Below are 15974 nucleotides of genomic sequence, written 5' to 3' on the forward strand. Positions count from 1 at the left end.
TGAAAGGTGATTTAATGTTTAAAAAGGTACTGGTGGCTAATCGGGGCGAGATTGCAGTCCAGATTATCCGTGCGCTTCATGACATGAATATTAAAGCGGTGGCAGTGTATTCAACTGCTGACGCTGATAGTTTATTCGTAAAATTGGCCGATGAGTCAGTCTGTATCGGTGGACCATTTCCAGACGAGTCATATCTCAATATGGCAGCAATTGTTGATGCAGCGGTACTTACTGGTTGCGATGCTTTGCACCCGGGATATGGCTTTTTGTCTGAAAACGCTGATTTTGCGGAACTTTGCAATCAGTGTGGCATTAAGTTTATCGGTCCAAGTGCTAAGGTCATAAATTTGATGGGTAACAAGGGAAATGCCAAGGAAGCCATGAAAAAAAGTGGTGTGCCAACGATTCCCGGCAGTGATGGCTTTATTGACTCCGTGGAACAAGCCAAAGAAGTCGCTCATCAAATTGGTTATCCGGTAATGTTAAAGGCTGCTGCCGGTGGTGGTGGAAAAGGAATTCGAAAAGTTGTTGATGACGATGAACTGGCTAAGGCTTTTCAGGATACGAAACGAGAGGCTAAACTTTCCTTTGGCGATGATCGATTGTACATGGAGAAGGACCTAAATGACGCTAAGCACATTGAGATGCAAGTCATTGCCGATGAGCATGGCAACATTGTTTATTTCCCAGAACGCGATTGTTCACTTCAACGTAATCATCAGAAGGTCATTGAAGAAAGTCCATGTTCCGAAATCACTCCGACAAAGCGTAAAGAACTTGGTCAAATTGTTGTAAATGCTACCAAGGGAATCCAGTATACGAATACAGGTACATATGAGTTCTTAATGGATCAAGATCACAACTTCTACTTTATGGAAATGAATACTCGACTGCAGGTCGAGTACACCATTACCGAAGAAGTTGCCGATGTTGAAATCATTAAAGCTCAGATCTTAGTTGCAGAAGGTGAAAAATTACCCTTTGCGCAGGCTGATTGTGGCGTAAAAGGCTACGCTTTGGAATGTCGAATTGATGCAGAAGATCCCAGCAATAATTTTGCCCCATCGCCTGGTAAGATTACGAGTTTACACCAGACCTATGGTACAAAGGGAGTTCGAGTGGACTCTGGCATCGGACAAAATGATGTTATTTCACCGTACTACGATTCGATGATTGCCAAAATCATTGTTCATTTACCCACTAAGAAACAAGCCGTCCATAAGATGCGTCGGGTTCTTAATGAGTTTCACATTGAAGGGGTCAAAACCAACCGCGACTTCTTGATTGCTTTACTAAATGACAAGCATTTCTTGGCTGGTGACTTCAACAATAATTATATTGAAAGTACGTTCTTAAAAGAATGGATGAAGAAACATGGCAAAAAGTAATTTTGAGAATTTGAATTCTGATGAGCTGGTCAAAAGGATGGATCAGATTCCCGATGATATTTGGGTAAAGTGTCCTTATTGTGGGACAACTTTTTACAAAAAGAAACTTGGTAAATACAAGGAATGCCCAAATTGTGGCTATGCTTTTCGGATTGGAGCCAAAGAACGCATCCAGATGATGTGCGACGACTTTGAACCCATTAATACGGATTTAAAGGCTTCCAAAAAATTTAAAGACGATCAGTACGTGGCAAAACTAAAGAAGGCCAGAGAAGTCACTGGGATAAACGAAAGTGTCCTATCAGGAATCGGGACGATTAACGGTGTCAAAGTTGCAGTTGCCGCAATGGACTGGCGTTTTATTATGGCTAGTCTGGGGACGGCTACTGGCGAGATCTTGGCTCGTTTATTTGAAATGGCTACTAAGAAGGGTCTACCAGTGATTGTCTTTACTGCTTCTGGTGGTGCGCGAATGCAGGAAGGAATTCATTCCTTAATGCAGATGGCCAAGGTCTCTGAGGCAGTTGCTGAGCATAGTAAGGCTGGATTGCTTTACATCAGTGTGCTTGGCGATCCTACCACTGGTGGTGTGACCGCCAGCTTTGCTATGCAAGGTGACATTTTGTTGTCAGAGCCCCACGCTTTGATTGGATTTGCTGGACGTCGGGTAATTGAGAAAACGATCCAACAACGTCCACCAAAAGACTTTCAGCGGGCAGAAACGTTACTTAAAAATGGTTTCTTGGACGATGTCATTAAACGTTCTGAATTGAAAAAGACGTTAGGGAAGCTACTAAAATGGCATCAGGTAGGTGATCTTAATGGCTAAGAAAACGGCATGGGATAAGGTACTAGCCGCTAGAGCTGCCAAAAAAATTGGGGTTGATGATTTAATCAACGGTATTACTGATGATTTTATGGAACTTCATGGTGACCGTGCCTATGGTGATGATCCGGCTGTTTATGGGGGCATTGGCACCATGGACAACATTGCCACTACGTTTGTAGGGATTAGAAAGGGATCAGACTTAAACTCCAACATTGAGCGGCACTTTGGTTCCGCAGAGCCAGACGGGTATCGGAAGGCTTTGCGTCTGATGAAGCAAGCCGAGAAGTTTAACCGGCCGATTGTCACCTTGATTAATACACCGGGCGCCTATCCTGGCGTTGATGCTGAGTATCATGGAATTGGTTATACAATTGCCCAACTCATTTTAAAGGGCATGCAGCTTACCGTTCCTTATATTAGTGTCATCGTTGGAGAAGGTGGCAGTGGTGGTGCTTTAGCACTAGCTGTCGGTGATTGTGTCTGGGCCTTTGAGGATAGCATTTATTCGGTGCTCTCACCTGAAGGTTACGCCACGATTTTGTGGAAAGACCCCAGTCGGATGAAAGAAGCTGCCTCAGTGATGAAATTGACGCCAGAGGATTTGTTGTCCGAGGGAATCATCGATCGTATTATTACAGAAGCTGATACGGTTGATGGTTTTGAACGTTTCAGAGGCGACCTGGTTAAAAAAATTAGGGAATTAAATGCATTATCTAAAGATGATTTGGTTTCTAGGCGACTTTCCCGTTACCGAAGTTTTTAATAAATGAATTAATTTTTTGATATAATGATGTAAATTAGATATTTGGTTCTAGGAGGATTTTGAAGATGGCTGATTTATTAAAAGGAAAAAAAGTTGTTGTGATGGGTGTGGCGAATAAGAAGAGTATTGCCTGGGGTTGTGCCCAAGCAATTAAGTCACTTGGTGCCCAAGTTATTTTGACATACCAAAATGATCGTTTAAAGAAGAGTATCGAGAAGACCATTGGGGATGAAGAATTTCCACTGGTTGAATGTGACGTGGCCGAGGACGCAAACGTCCAGAAGGCTTTTTCTGAGATTCATGATCGTTTTGGAAACATTGATGGTGTTATTCATGCCATTGCGTTTGCTGACAAGGAAACCCTTCAAAATGGTGTGATTAACACCAAAAAAGATGGTTACAACTTGGCCGAAGACATTAGTGCGTACTCATTTATCTCGGTTACTCGTTATGCCAGCAAGATTATGAACAAGCCAGGTAGTATTTTGACCTTGACTTACATGGGCTCAACGCGTGCCATCCCTGATTACAACATGATGGGAATCGCGAAGGCGTCACTTGAATCAGCTATGCGTTACCTTGCTTCTGAACTTGGTAAAGACCAGATCCGGGTAAACGCAATTTCTGCTGGAGCCGTTAAGACTTTGGCCGTTACTGGAATTAAGGGTCATCGTGACCTGCTTAAAATGTCACAATCATTCACCGTTGATGGTGAAAGTGTAACAACGGATCAGATTGGTAACGTTGCTGCTTTCTTAGTTAGTGATTTATCAACTGGTGTTACTGGTGACATTATCTATGTTGACAAGGGTGTTCATTTACTTGCCTAAATAAGATTAATCTAAATATCCCATAGTCGTTGATCGGCTATGGGATTTTTTTGACTCAAAGGTGGGAGTTTGGTCATGATTACACATTAAAACAAGTGTAACCAGACACATACTTGCTGTAAAAAGCTGATGTGCCAGGGTTTTGTGCCGGAATTATTCTAACTGGAATGGTTTTTGATTGCTAAATAACCAAAACTTGTGGAATATGAACACATGGTAATTATGCGAAGTACCATACTTGAATCAAATTAGATTAATAGAGGTGAATAATTTGAGTTTAATGAACGCAAAAGAAATTATGGATCTGATTCCTAATCGTTATCCGATTTTATTTATTGATCGGGTCGATGCGATGGACCCAGGTAAGTCAATTACGGCTACCAAGAATGTTACGATTAACGAAAATTATTTCCAAGGACATTTCCCTGGCAATCCGGTTATGCCCGGTGTTTTGATTATTGAATCAATGGCTCAGGTAGCTTCAATTTTGATTTTAAAGTCACCCCAGTTTAAGAACAAAACAGTTTACATGGGTAGCATCCGCAACGCGAAATTCAGAAAGATGGTGGAGCCCGGCGATGTTCTACGCTTTGAGGTTAAGATTGACAAGGTTAGAGGAAGTGCCGGCTCAGTTTCGTGTGTAGCATACGTTGGCGATAAAAAGGCTTGTGACGCTCAGCTGACCTTTATCGTGAGTGACAAAGAAAGAGAACAATAAAATAGGTAATAGGAGTCGCAAATGGGTAGTTTTTCAATCTTAGAAACGGCAAGGTCAACGCCCAATAATGTTGTTACTAATCATGATTTAGCTAAAATCATGGATACTTCTGATGAGTGGATCAAGCGGCGGACTGGGATTCATGAGCGTCACATCGCTCAATCAGAGACAAATACTTTTATGTGTACTGACGTTGCCAAAAAGCTCATCAACCAGGCCAATATTTCTCCAAGTGACGTTGATTTCATTATTGTTGCTACCATGTCATCAGACTTTCAGACGCCTTCAACTGCGGCAGCGGTTCAGGGGAATCTCCAAGCTGACAATGCGATTGCTTTTGATCTAAACGCTGCTTGTTCTGGATTTGCTTATGGAATTTACGTTTTAAACGCTTTACTTGCAAATAAGCCACATGCAAAAGGTATTTTAATTGGTGGTGAAAAGTTAAGCAAGTATATTGACTGGTCTGACCGGTCAACGGCGGTCCTGTTTGGAGACGGGGCCGCTGGCATTCTGGCGGTTAACGATGGTAGTGAGTCGGAGGTGCTGGCTAGTGATCTAAAAACCGTTGGTGAACTTGGTAATTCGTTAACGGCTGGACACATTGCTGATGATACGCACCATCCGTATTTCATGATGGATGGTCATAAGGTGTACCGCTTTGCCACCCAAAGGGTTCCAGAGTCCATCAAACTGGCGCTTTCAAAGGCAAACATTGACTTAAGTGATGTGAAGTACTTTATCGTTCATCAAGCAAATGAACGAATTATTAAAAGTATTGCCCAAAAATTGAATTTATCGATGGAAAAGTTTCCCGTTAATATCGATCAGTATGGCAATACCGCCGCGGCTAGTGAGCCACTGCTACTTAGTGAAATGATAGAGGCGCATCAGATTAACCGTGGTGACAACCTTGTTTTAACCGGTTTTGGTGGTGGATTAACCATTGGAACCGTAGTAATTAGATACTAAATACAAAAAATATTATGGAGTGATAAATTATGGCAGACCAAAACGAAATTTTTAACAAAATCAAGGATTTAATTGCAAAACAAACTGATGTACCAGCATCAGACATCAAGATGGACACTAACCTTAAAGAAGACGTTGATATTGATAGTCTTGACTTCTTTGAAGTGGTTGATGGACTTGAAAACGAATATGACATCGAAATTGAAAGTGATGAAGACATCAACACCGTTCAACAATTAGTTGACTATATTCAAAAGAAGATTGCGGAGAACGATAAATAATCAGTGAAATTATTTATTTGAACAGGAGGAAATCATTTGAGTAATCGAGTAGTTGTAACAGGGATGGGAGCTGTCACTCCCATCGGAAATGATGCCGAAACCTTTTCCAACAATTTGTTCAACTCTAAAGTGGGCATTGCACCAATTACTAAATTTGATGCTAGTAACACGGGTGTGACGGTAGCTGCTGAAGTTAAAGACTTTGATCCAAGCAAACGTTTAGATAAACGTGCCTACAAACGAATTGATCTTTTTTCACAATACGCTTTGTACAGTGCTAAAGAGGCCATGGACCAAGCTGGCCTGAAACAAGGTGATTACGAACCTGAGGACCTTGGTGTCATGTACGGAAATGGAATTGGTGGTCTTACTACCATTGAGAGTGACATCATCAAGATGCACGAAAAAGGTCCTAAGCGGGTTTCACCACTTTTTGTTCCCAAGGCCATTGCTAACATGGCAGCTGGAAATGTTTCCATGTACTTTGATGCGGAAAACACGTCTCAAACCATTGTGACGGCTTGTGCCTCAGCTAATAATGCCATTGGAAACGCCTTTGAATTAATTAAACAAGGGAAGGCCAAGATGATGATTGCTGGTGGAACTGAAGCTGCCATTACCGAGATTGGAATTGCTGGATTTGCCAAATTAACCGCTCTTTCAACCGCTGAAAAAGTGGAAGATGCTTCAATGCCATTTGATAAAGACAGAAATGGCTTTGTCATGGGTGAAGGTGCTGGTACCTTGGTGCTTGAAGATTACGACCATGCCAAGGCACGTGGTGCTAATATTCTGGCTGAAGTAGTTGGATACGGTGCTACCAGTGATGCTTACCATATGACTGCTCCGAACCCTTCCGGGAAAGGTGCCATTAGAGCCATGAAGCAAGCCATTGACGAGGGTCACATTAAGACCAGTGAACTTGACTACGTTAATGCGCACGGTACCAGTACGCACGCTAATGATGTGGCTGAGGCTGGGGCAATTGAAAAGTTGTTTAAAGATAACGATCACGTCAAAGTTAGTTCCATTAAGGGAATGGTTGGACACTCCCTAGGTGCCGCTGGTGGACTTGAAGCGGTTGCCCTAGTTGCTGCCCTTCAAAATGATCAAATGCCAGTCAATGTTGGAATGAAGCATAAGGATCCTGAGATTCACGTTGATTTGGTTGATGAAGATAACAAAAAAGCGCCCGTTAATACTGCAATTAGTAATGCATTTGGCTTTGGGGGTCACAATGCGGTAATTGCGATGAAGAAGTGGAATGAAGATTAGTGAATGAACAAGATATTGAAAAATTAATTGATAAATTTGAGGAATCAAGTTTACAAGAAATTAAGATTAATCAAGATGAAGGTGGAGTTTATCTGTCAAAGATTCCCGATCACGCCAGCTTGAACCAAACAAGTACTTCAACTGTTGAGTCCAAAAAGCAAATTCAACAGGACACGTCAACCATGGACGAAAGTAGTGAGTCCACTAACTATCAATTAAAAGCGCCGATGGTTGGGATCTTGTATTATGCTCCTAGTCCAGAAAAGGCCGATTTTAAACAAGATGGCGATCACGTTAAAAAGGGTGAAACCGTTTGTGTAATTGAGGCCATGAAGCTGGTTAATGAAGTTAAAAGTCCAGTGAGTGGGACCATCGTTAAACGAATACCAAAAAGTGGTTCGATGGTGGAATACAATGAACCAATTTTTGAAATTAAGGAAGACTAGAAAGCTCAATTCATATTATTTTAAAAAGGTGATTTAATGTTTAAAAAAGTGCTGGTGGCAAACCGCGGCGAAATCGCGGTTCAAATCATCCGTGCACTTCACGAAATGAACATCAAGGCGGTGGCGGTTTATTCAACTGCCGATGCTGATAGTTTATTTGTAAAATTAGCTGATGAATCCGTATGTATTGGTGGACCGTTTCCAGATGAGTCATACCTAAACATGGCAGCAATTATTGATTCCGCGGTTCTTTGTGGATGTGATGCGCTCCATCCTGGGTATGGCTTTTTGTCTGAAAACGCTGATTTTGCTGAGTTATGTGAACAGTGCGGAATTAAATTTATTGGACCCACCGCTTCGGTGATTAACCTGATGGGAAACAAGGGAAATGCCAAAGAAGCCATGAAAAAGAATGATGTTCCGACCATTCCGGGTAGTGATGGCTTTGTTGATACTTACGACCAAGCTAAAGAAGTCGCCCAACAAACTGGTTATCCCGTGATGCTAAAGGCTGCTGCTGGAGGTGGTGGTAAGGGAATTCGAAGGGTTGCTAGTGAGACCGGACTAAAGAAAGCCTTCAGTGATACCAAGCGAGAAGCCAAACTTTCATTTGGTGACGACCGCTTGTACATGGAAAAGGATTTAAGTGACGCAAAACACATCGAGATGCAGGTCATCGCCGATGAACATGGTCACGTGGTCTACTTTCCGGAACGAGACTGTTCGATGCAGCGTAATCACCAAAAAGTGATCGAAGAAAGTCCGTGCGCCAAGATTACGCCCAACAAGCGCCGAGAACTGGGTGAGATAGTGGCGAAGGCCGCCAAAGGGATTGGTTACACAAACACCGGGACCTTTGAATTCTTGATGGATCAAGAACATCATTTCTATTTTATGGAGATGAACACCAGACTTCAGGTCGAATACACCGTTACCGAAGAGGTTACTGGAGTAGAGATTATTAAGGCTCAGATTTTAGTGGCGGAGGGTCAAAATCTGCCATTTAATCAGCAAGACTGTGCGGTCAAGGGTTATTCACTTGAGTGCCGGATTGATGCAGAAGATCCTAGTAATAATTTTGCCCCGGCACCAGGTCAATTGCGTCAGATGAAATTTCCAACTGAATCAGATTCCATCAGGGTTGATTCCGGAGTGGAAGCTGGTGACATGATTTCACCATATTATGATTCAATGATTGCCAAAATCATTGTGCACCAACCAACTAAACGCAAAGCCGTTTTCGAGATGAAACAGATTTTGAAAGAATTGGTTGTTAGTGGTGTTACTACAAATCGTGATTTCTTGATGGGTCTGATCTCTGATCAGCATTTTTTGACCGGTGATTTTAACAATAATTACATTGAAAGTACGTTCTTAAAAGAATGGATGAAGCAGTATGACAAGCAAACGGTTTGAAAGTATTAGTCAAAAAGAGTTAAGTCAGCGAATGGATCAAATCCCCGATCACATCTGGGTTAAATGTCCAATCTGTCAGAAAAGTTTCTACAAGAAAGACCTGGGCAGATATAAAGAGTGTCCCAATTGTCACTACGCCTTTCGAATTGGAGCTAAGGAACGCATTGAGTTAATGTGTGATGATTTTGAACCCATTAATGCTGATTTGAAGGCTTCTAAAAAATTTAACGACGAAAAATACGTAGCTAAGTTGAAGAAGGCACGTGCGGTAACTGGTCTAAATGAGAGTGTTTTGTCTGGGATTGGTACCATTGATGGAAATCAGGTAGCGATGGCTGCGATGGATTGGCGATTTGTGATGGCTAGTCTTGGGACGGCAACGGGTGAGATTTTGGCACGATTGTTTGAAACGGCGACAAAAAGGAAGCTACCTGTGATCGTATTCACCGCATCGGGAGGAGCCCGGATGCAAGAGGGGATTCATTCCCTGATGCAGATGTCCAAAGTGTCTGAAGCGGTTGCTGAACACAGTAAAGCCGGATTACTGTACGTCAGTGTTCCCTGTGATCCTACTACTGGTGGGGTGACTGCCAGTTTTGCGATGCAGGGAGACATCATTTTGTCAGAGCCCCACGCTTTGATTGGTTTTGCGGGACGTCGTGTGATTGAAAAAACGATTCAACAGCGACCACCAAAGGGTTTTCAAAGGTCAGAGACATTACTTAAAAATGGGTTTTTGGATGGAGTCGTGAGACGACGTGATCTAAAGGAGACGCTTAATAAAATCCTAAAGTGGCATCGGGTAGGTGATAATAATGAGTAAACCAACTGCATGGGACAAAGTTGTAAACGCTAGAGCTGCTAGTAAGATTGGGGTTGATGATCTCATTAACGGGATTACGGAAGACTTCATGGAATTGCATGGTGATCGTGCCTACGGTGATGATCCCGCCGTATACGCTGGGATTGGAACCCTTGATAAAATTCCGACGACGTTGATTGGGATTAGAAAAGGTTCCGATCTAAACTCCAACATCGAACGGCACTTTGGTTCTGCTGAACCAGACGGATACCGCAAAGCGTTGCGGCTGATGAAGCAGGCCGAAAAATTCAATCGCCCAATTGTTACCTTGATTAATACTCCTGGAGCATATCCAGGAGTGGAAGCTGAGTACCACGGGATTGGCTACACGATTGCGCAATTAATCTTGCAGGGAATGCAACTGAAAGTTCCTTACGTAAGTGTGATTGTTGGTGAAGGTGGCAGTGGTGGGGCCTTGGCATTAGCTGTTGGTGACTGCGTCTGGGCTTTTGAGGATAGTATTTATTCGGTTCTTTCCCCAGAAGGATACGCTACAATCTTGTGGAAAGATTCTAGTCGAATGAAAGAAGCTGCTTCAGTCATGAAGTTGACTCCAGATGACTTATTAAAAGAAGGAATCATTGATCGGATTATTCCTGAAGTAAACACCGCCGATGGTTTTGAACGTTTTCGTGGTGATTTGGTGAAAAAAATTAAAGAACTAAATGCGATGCCAAAGGATGAGATGCTTAAAAAGCGGTTTTATAGGTACCGTAATTTTTAGAAAATGACCGAGACGTATGAGAGTGTTACTATTGTATCTGTTAAAAATAGTGAGACTCTTATTTTTTGTCTCCCGGACCGATTGGGTTTAATAAAATGAAAATGAGGAATTATCATGATTAAATTTTTGAGTGATTCAATAACCACAAAAGCATTTCAACCATACTATCAGGATCTAGGAATTACCGATAAGCCGAAAAAGCAACAGACGCTTGTCGGAAGGGTGTTGTTAGCCAAACTAGTGGGGATGCCGGTCGAAGACGCCATTAAAAACGTTGACATTGATTTTGGGCATTACGGGAAACCCTATTTTGTGCCAAATGGTTATCATTTTAATATTGCTCACTCTCATGACGCGGTTTTGGTGGTAATTTCTGATCAACCAATTGGAGTTGACTTAGAACAGATTCGTCCTTATGACTATACTAGGATTACCAAGGCTTTCACCCCAGCGGAACTTGATTACTTAAAGAATTTAAAGGGTGAACGGCAAGGTGAGCAAGCCCTAAGATTGTGGACCATCAAGGAAGCGGTCTTAAAACTTCAGGGAGTCGGATTGATCGGAAAACCCAAGTCCGTTGAGGTTTCATTACCACACATGGAAAGTGCCAGAAGAAACGATAATTTGTACCAGATTAACTTTTTGGACGTGGGATGGAAATACATTGGGACTCTTGCTATCCAGGTGAGTGAGTAAATTATGAACGATATTTTAAATGCACGTGTAATTCACAGCTTAATTAGTAATCCAATTGATCAGATTGAGGTTTATGACCAATTGCCGTCGACTAACGAAGAGGCTCAAGTTGAAGTCTGGCATCGTCCTGGCATGATCATTGCTAACGAACAGACGAAGGGGAAGGGCCAAAATGGCCATCATTTTTATTCCCCTGCAAACAACGGGGTTTATTTTACGGTGGTGTTTAAGTCCCAGCCCAGGTATCTTAATAATCCAGGTGTTTTAACGCTGGGGATTGGGGTTGCCGTTACGGACGCCATTAAACGGGTCTACAACATCGATACTCAATTAAAGTGGGTCAATGACGTGTATCACGATGACAGTAAGGTCTGTGGGATTTTAACTGAAATTCAGAGTAACGAAGATAACGAGCCCGAGAACTTTATCATGGGCATCGGCCTCGATATTGGGATCATGCCGTTTTCACGTAATGGTGACCAAATGGTGGGGAGCTTAAACGTGGTGCCACCACTTAAAAGGAACCAGCTAATTGCTTCGGTTTATGACCATTTGTACGCGGTCTATCACCATTGGAACGACGATCGGATTATTAGTCAATATACTAAGCGACTGCTGTGGCTTAACGAACAAGTTTCTCTAATCAATCATGATAATGAGATGACTGGGAAATTGACGGGAATCGACGAACGTGGGCACCTTTTGTTAAAGACAATGAACCAGCAAACGTTAAATCTGGATCCGAATGTGACCCGACATATTAGAAAGATGAAATCTGACAATTAATGTTGGGTTTCTCTTTTTGTGTTGATTAAATTTAATTGTATGCTAGAATTAGCAGCAAATTCAGGAGGTCTTATTATGGTTAAATTAAATGAAATGAGAGACTACGTTAACCGAAAAAAGCTTGATGTTGCTTACATCAGTAATTTTGAGGATATTAAGTACTTTACTGGTTTTGGTAGTGATCCCGTTGAACGGGTGTTGGCACTTTTTATTTTTCCTGATGCGGAGCCATTTCTATTTGCACCAGAACTCGAAGTGGAGGCCATAAAGGAGTCAGGTTGGAAGTATCCCGTTTATGGTTACTTAGACCATGAAGATCCCTTTAAACTGATCGCAAAGCACATTCGTGATGTAAATCCTGATCCCAAGCGATTTGGGATTGAAGACGACAACTTAGTCATTAGTCGCTATCAACAACTTCAAGCCGAATTTCCGAAGGCTGACTTTAGCACTAACGTGGCTCCAGAAGTTAGTGAACTGCGGGTAATTAAGACGCCATATGAGATTGAACAGTTAGACGCTGCTGGAAAAGAAGCCGACTTTGCCTTTCAAGTTGGTTTTGAGACCGCAAAAGCCGGTAAGACGGAGGCCGAGGTGGCTGCTGAGATTGAGTATCAAGAAAAAATCAGAGGTGTTATGAACATGAGTTTTGATACCCTGGTTCAGACTGGACCTCACGCGGCGGAACCCCATGGTGCTACTGACATGAATAAGATTAAGAACGATAACCTGTTATTATTTGATTTAGGAACGGTCCACAACGGTTATATCTCTGACGCTTCTCGAACCGTAGCGGTTGGCGACAAACTTCCGGCCAAACAAAAAGAGATTTATGATGTTTGTCTGGAGGCTCAGTTGGCTGCCCAATCTGCCGCTAAACCAGGTATTCGTGCCGAAGATCTGGATGCGGTTGCAAGAGATATCATTGACAAGGCTGGTTATGGTAAGTACTTCATCCACCGTTTAGGTCACGGCATGGGGATGGGCGAACATGAATTTCCTTCAATCATGGAGGGTAACCAGATGATTTTGAAAGAGGGAATGTGTTTTTCAATCGAACCTGGAATCTACATTCCTGGCGTAGCTGGGGTTCGAATTGAAGATTGCATCCACTTAACCAAGGATGGAAATGAACCATTTACTCACACGTCCAAAGAATTACGTTATGTATAAAAGTTGACATAAAAAGACCCTGGATTTTATCCAGGGTCTTATTTTTTACATTTGATGGGTCTGTTCTCGTTTAGGACCAGTTGAGAAAGTGACTAATGGGATGCCGACAAGTTCTGAAACCCGGTCAAGAAACTTTTGGGCGTTTTCAGGAAGCTTTTGATAAGTATCACAATTAGTAATATCCTCGTTCCATCCCGGGAGCGTCTCGTAGACCGGTTTGCACTTGTCTAGGGTATCCAAGTTAGCGGGGTAATAAGTAATTTTCTTACCGTCTAGTTCATAAGCGGTACAAATCTTGATTTCTTTTAATCCGTCTAAAACGTCCAGACAGTTTAAGGCTAAGTGGGTTAGACCAGAAACACGACGAGCATGTCTTAGGGCAACACTGTCAAACCAACCGATTCGTCTGGGACGCTTGGTCACAACTCCGTACTCATGGGCGGTTTCTCTGATATAGTTACCCGTCTCATCTAATAGTTCCGTTGGAAATGGTCCCTCACCAACACGTGATGTATAGGCTTTACAAGTTCCAATGACCCGGTCAATCTTGCTGGGCCCAATTCCAGCACCAACGGCAGCGCCTCCGGCTACGGGATTTGAGGAAGTGACGTAGGGATAAGTCCCATGGTCAACGTCTAACATAATTCCTTGAGCGCCCTCAAACAGGACGTTTTTGTTATGATCGATTTCATCATTTAAAAGAACGGAAGTTTCGGTTACGTATGGCTTCAAGCGTTCTCCTAATTTTACGTATTCATCGTAAATGTCCGTAAAATCAAGGGGCTCATGATCGTACAGCTTGACTAAAATTTCGTTTTTTTCGGCTAAAACATCCTGCAAGCGTTTCTTGAAAGTTGCCGGATCAATGAGGTCGGCTACCCGAATTCCGACTCTAGCAACCTTGTCCATGTAGGCAGGACCAATTCCCTTCTGGGTCGTTCCGATCTTATGATGTTTGTGCTCCTCTTGTAGTTTGTCAAAGAGGGGATGATACGGCATGATGACTTGAGCATGAGATGATATACGGAGGTTGTCGGTAGAAACACCATGTTCGTTTAGATAGTCGACTTCTTTAAATAGAGACTTCGGGTTTAAAACAACGCCGTTTCCAATTACTGCCAATTTATCAGAATAGAAAATTCCGGACGGAACGAGTTGAACGTGAAAATTTTGATTGTTGTACACAATGGTGTGACCAGCATTGTCACCGCCCTGATATCTAGCAATGATATCCGCGTCAGCACTTAGGGTATCGACAATCTTTCCCTTGCCCTCATCGCCCCACTGACTACCAACAACAACTGTTACAGACATAAATAGCACCTCGTAAATGAATTTTTTGACCAAGAACAGTTTACCAATCACATATGGAAAAATCAAGAACGTTCAAAATATTGTTAAAAATAATGTTCGTGTTTTACTGAATATTAGAATTATAATAAAGTAGTAATGGCGTTGATTTGACTGAAAAGAAAACATTATGTAAGATTATCCTGTAATTATAATGAGGTGAATGAAATGATTGAGCGTTATACAAGAGCACCAATGAAACAAATCTGGAGTAAACAGAATCAGTATCAGACATGGCTTGAAGTTGAGATTGCGATTGATGAAGCTTGGAACAAGTTAGGTAAGATTCCCGATGCTGACATTACCGCCATTAAAAAGAACGCGACCTTTGACGTGGATCGTATTGCTCAGATTGAATCGGAGACTCATCACGATGTGGTCGCTTTTACTCGGGATGTTTCGGAGTCACTTGGACCGGAAAAGAAGTGGATTCATTACGGCGTTACCAGCACTGACGTTGTAGATACCGCTCAGGGATTGAGACTAAAGCAGGCTGATGAGATCCTTCGTCAGGATATTTTAACTTTAATGGATACCATTAAGCAAAAGGCCTTGAAATATAAGGATACGGTTGAAATCGGAAGAACCCACGGGGTTCAGGCAGAACCAATGACCTTTGGCTTAAAGATGGCACGTTGGTATTCAGAAATGAAACGCAACTTAAAACGATTTAACGAAGCGGCTGCCGGAGTTGAAGCCGGAAAGATTTCCGGAGCCGTTGGGACGTTCGCTAACATCGATCCTCAGGTAGAGGCTTACGTATGTGATAAATTAGGACTACGCGCTCAAGAAATTACTAGCCAAGTCTTACCTCGTGATTTGCATGCCGAATACATTGCCACTTTGGCTTTGATTGCCACCAGTCTTGAGAATTTTGCAACGGAGATCCGTGGTTTGCAACGTTCTGAGATTCATGAAGTAGAAGAGCATTTTAATCCTGGTCAAAAGGGTTCTTCAGCAATGCCACATAAACGGAACCCAATTGGATCAGAAAACATTTGTGGGTTGGCCAGAACGATGCGTGGACTAATCACCACTGCCTACGAGAACGTTTCTTTGTGGCATGAGCGTGATATTTCGCACTCTTCGGCGGAACGAATCATTTTACCGGAGAGTACCACGCTCTTAGATTACATGCTCCATCGTTTCAACAATATTCTTTCAAATTTGGACGTATTCCCAAAACGGATGAAAGAAAATATGAATCTAACTTACGGCTTAATTTACAGTCAACGAGTAATGTTAAAATTAATTGATAAGGGTATGAGTAGAGAAGCGGCTTACGACTTAGTTCAACCGCTGACTGCTCAGTCATGGGAGAACCACGAGTCATTTGAAAAGTTAGTTAAAGACAATGATCAGATTAATGAACGATTGTCTGACCAAGAGATTAACGATGCGTTTGATTATCATTATCATCTTAGACACGTTGATGATATTTTCAAGCGGGTCGGATTAGAATAGG

General features: G+C 42.4%; 17 protein-coding genes. 16 read left to right on the forward strand and 1 reads right to left on the reverse strand.

What is annotated here, in order from left to right; translation table 11 throughout:
• The first annotated feature begins 14 nt into the window (after positions 1-14).
• The 15 genes from accC (at position 15) to AC6UDD_RS01015 (ending at position 13159) form a co-directional block, all read left to right on the forward strand.
• Positions 15-1388: an acetyl-CoA carboxylase biotin carboxylase subunit gene (accC, locus tag AC6UDD_RS00945; RefSeq protein ID WP_500717632.1), complete on the forward strand. Its 1374-nt coding sequence runs from the start codon at positions 15-17 to the stop codon at positions 1386-1388.
• Complete coding sequence (locus AC6UDD_RS00950; protein ID WP_500717634.1) at positions 1375-2217, forward strand: acetyl-CoA carboxylase carboxyltransferase subunit beta; 843 nt, start codon at positions 1375-1377, stop codon at positions 2215-2217. Before accC ends, AC6UDD_RS00950 begins: the two co-directional genes overlap by 14 nt.
• Positions 2210-2980 carry a carboxyltransferase subunit alpha gene (gene accA, locus AC6UDD_RS00955; protein WP_500717636.1) on the forward strand — a complete coding sequence of 257 codons (771 nt, stop codon included), beginning with the start codon at positions 2210-2212 and terminating at the stop codon, positions 2978-2980. The genes AC6UDD_RS00950 and accA (AC6UDD_RS00955) overlap by 8 nt, the downstream gene beginning before the upstream one ends.
• Positions 2981-3045: 65 nt before the next feature.
• Entirely contained in the window at positions 3046-3810 is a 765-nt protein-coding gene (fabI, locus tag AC6UDD_RS00960; RefSeq protein ID WP_500717638.1) for an enoyl-ACP reductase FabI, read from the forward strand.
• 271 nt (positions 3811-4081) lie between these two features.
• On the forward strand, positions 4082-4528 hold the full coding sequence (gene fabZ, locus AC6UDD_RS00965; protein WP_500717640.1) for a 3-hydroxyacyl-ACP dehydratase FabZ: 447 nt from the start codon (positions 4082-4084) through the stop codon (positions 4526-4528).
• Positions 4529-4549: 21 nt separating this feature from the next.
• Positions 4550-5500 (forward strand): beta-ketoacyl-ACP synthase III, encoded by a 951-nt coding sequence (locus AC6UDD_RS00970; protein ID WP_500717643.1) that lies wholly within the window; start codon positions 4550-4552, stop codon positions 5498-5500.
• 29 nt (positions 5501-5529) lie between these two features.
• Positions 5530-5781, forward strand: coding sequence for an acyl carrier protein (locus tag AC6UDD_RS00975; RefSeq protein ID WP_500693426.1), 252 nt, complete (start codon positions 5530-5532; stop codon positions 5779-5781).
• A gap of 36 nt (positions 5782-5817) precedes the next feature.
• A complete protein-coding gene (gene fabF, locus AC6UDD_RS00980; protein ID WP_500717646.1) occupies positions 5818-7056 on the forward strand; it encodes a beta-ketoacyl-ACP synthase II in 1239 nt (412 codons plus the stop codon).
• A complete protein-coding gene (locus AC6UDD_RS00985; protein ID WP_500717650.1) occupies positions 7056-7502 on the forward strand; it encodes an acetyl-CoA carboxylase biotin carboxyl carrier protein in 447 nt (148 codons plus the stop codon). The genes fabF and AC6UDD_RS00985 overlap by 1 nt, the downstream gene beginning before the upstream one ends.
• A 36-nt stretch (positions 7503-7538) precedes the next feature.
• On the forward strand, positions 7539-8918 hold the full coding sequence (locus tag AC6UDD_RS00990) for an acetyl-CoA carboxylase biotin carboxylase subunit (protein WP_500717654.1): 1380 nt from the start codon (positions 7539-7541) through the stop codon (positions 8916-8918).
• Positions 8899-9741, forward strand: coding sequence for an acetyl-CoA carboxylase carboxyltransferase subunit beta (locus tag AC6UDD_RS00995; RefSeq protein ID WP_500717656.1), 843 nt, complete (start codon positions 8899-8901; stop codon positions 9739-9741). The genes AC6UDD_RS00990 and AC6UDD_RS00995 overlap by 20 nt, the downstream gene beginning before the upstream one ends.
• Positions 9734-10504, forward strand: a complete 771-nt coding sequence (gene accA / locus AC6UDD_RS01000; protein ID WP_500717658.1) for a carboxyltransferase subunit alpha — start codon at positions 9734-9736, stop codon at positions 10502-10504. Before AC6UDD_RS00995 ends, accA (AC6UDD_RS01000) begins: the two co-directional genes overlap by 8 nt.
• A gap of 114 nt (positions 10505-10618) precedes the next feature.
• Positions 10619-11200: a 4'-phosphopantetheinyl transferase family protein gene (locus tag AC6UDD_RS01005; protein ID WP_500717661.1), complete on the forward strand. Its 582-nt coding sequence runs from the start codon at positions 10619-10621 to the stop codon at positions 11198-11200.
• Positions 11201-11203: 3 nt separating this feature from the next.
• Positions 11204-11986 carry a biotin--[acetyl-CoA-carboxylase] ligase gene (locus tag AC6UDD_RS01010; RefSeq protein WP_500717666.1) on the forward strand — a complete coding sequence of 261 codons (783 nt, stop codon included), beginning with the start codon at positions 11204-11206 and terminating at the stop codon, positions 11984-11986.
• 75 nt (positions 11987-12061) lie between these two features.
• Complete coding sequence (locus tag AC6UDD_RS01015) at positions 12062-13159, forward strand: M24 family metallopeptidase (protein WP_500717668.1); 1098 nt, start codon at positions 12062-12064, stop codon at positions 13157-13159.
• A gap of 45 nt (positions 13160-13204) precedes the next feature.
• On the opposite strand, the gene AC6UDD_RS01020 is transcribed toward AC6UDD_RS01015, so the two are convergent.
• On the reverse strand, positions 13205-14473 hold the full coding sequence (locus AC6UDD_RS01020) for an adenylosuccinate synthase (protein WP_500717672.1): 1269 nt from the start codon (positions 14471-14473) through the stop codon (positions 13205-13207).
• Between the two features lie 204 nt (positions 14474-14677).
• Between AC6UDD_RS01020 and purB the strand changes: the two genes are divergently transcribed.
• On the forward strand, positions 14678-15973 hold the full coding sequence (purB, locus tag AC6UDD_RS01025) for an adenylosuccinate lyase (RefSeq protein WP_500717675.1): 1296 nt from the start codon (positions 14678-14680) through the stop codon (positions 15971-15973).
• Position 15974: the final 1 nt, after the last annotated feature.

Source organism: Fructilactobacillus sp. X2R1C3 (assembly GCF_059901425.1).

Coding starts and splice junctions, on each gene's coding strand:
- accC (WP_500717632.1), top strand. CDS start 15: ATGTTTAAAAAGGTACTGGTGGCTAATCGGGGCGAGATTGCAGTCCAG.
- AC6UDD_RS00950 (WP_500717634.1), top strand. CDS start 1,375: ATGGCAAAAAGTAATTTTGAGAATTTGAATTCTGATGAGCTGGTCAAA.
- accA (WP_500717636.1), top strand. CDS start 2,210: ATGGCTAAGAAAACGGCATGGGATAAGGTACTAGCCGCTAGAGCTGCC.
- fabI (WP_500717638.1), top strand. CDS start 3,046: ATGGCTGATTTATTAAAAGGAAAAAAAGTTGTTGTGATGGGTGTGGCG.
- AC6UDD_RS00970 (WP_500717643.1), top strand. CDS start 4,550: ATGGGTAGTTTTTCAATCTTAGAAACGGCAAGGTCAACGCCCAATAAT.
- AC6UDD_RS00975 (WP_500693426.1), top strand. CDS start 5,530: ATGGCAGACCAAAACGAAATTTTTAACAAAATCAAGGATTTAATTGCA.
- AC6UDD_RS00990 (WP_500717654.1), top strand. CDS start 7,539: ATGTTTAAAAAAGTGCTGGTGGCAAACCGCGGCGAAATCGCGGTTCAA.
- AC6UDD_RS00995 (WP_500717656.1), top strand. CDS start 8,899: ATGACAAGCAAACGGTTTGAAAGTATTAGTCAAAAAGAGTTAAGTCAG.
- accA (WP_500717658.1), top strand. CDS start 9,734: ATGAGTAAACCAACTGCATGGGACAAAGTTGTAAACGCTAGAGCTGCT.
- AC6UDD_RS01005 (WP_500717661.1), top strand. CDS start 10,619: ATGATTAAATTTTTGAGTGATTCAATAACCACAAAAGCATTTCAACCA.
- AC6UDD_RS01010 (WP_500717666.1), top strand. CDS start 11,204: ATGAACGATATTTTAAATGCACGTGTAATTCACAGCTTAATTAGTAAT.
- AC6UDD_RS01015 (WP_500717668.1), top strand. CDS start 12,062: ATGGTTAAATTAAATGAAATGAGAGACTACGTTAACCGAAAAAAGCTT.
- AC6UDD_RS01020 (WP_500717672.1), bottom strand. CDS start 14,473: ATGTCTGTAACAGTTGTTGTTGGTAGTCAGTGGGGCGATGAGGGCAAG.
- purB (WP_500717675.1), top strand. CDS start 14,678: ATGATTGAGCGTTATACAAGAGCACCAATGAAACAAATCTGGAGTAAA.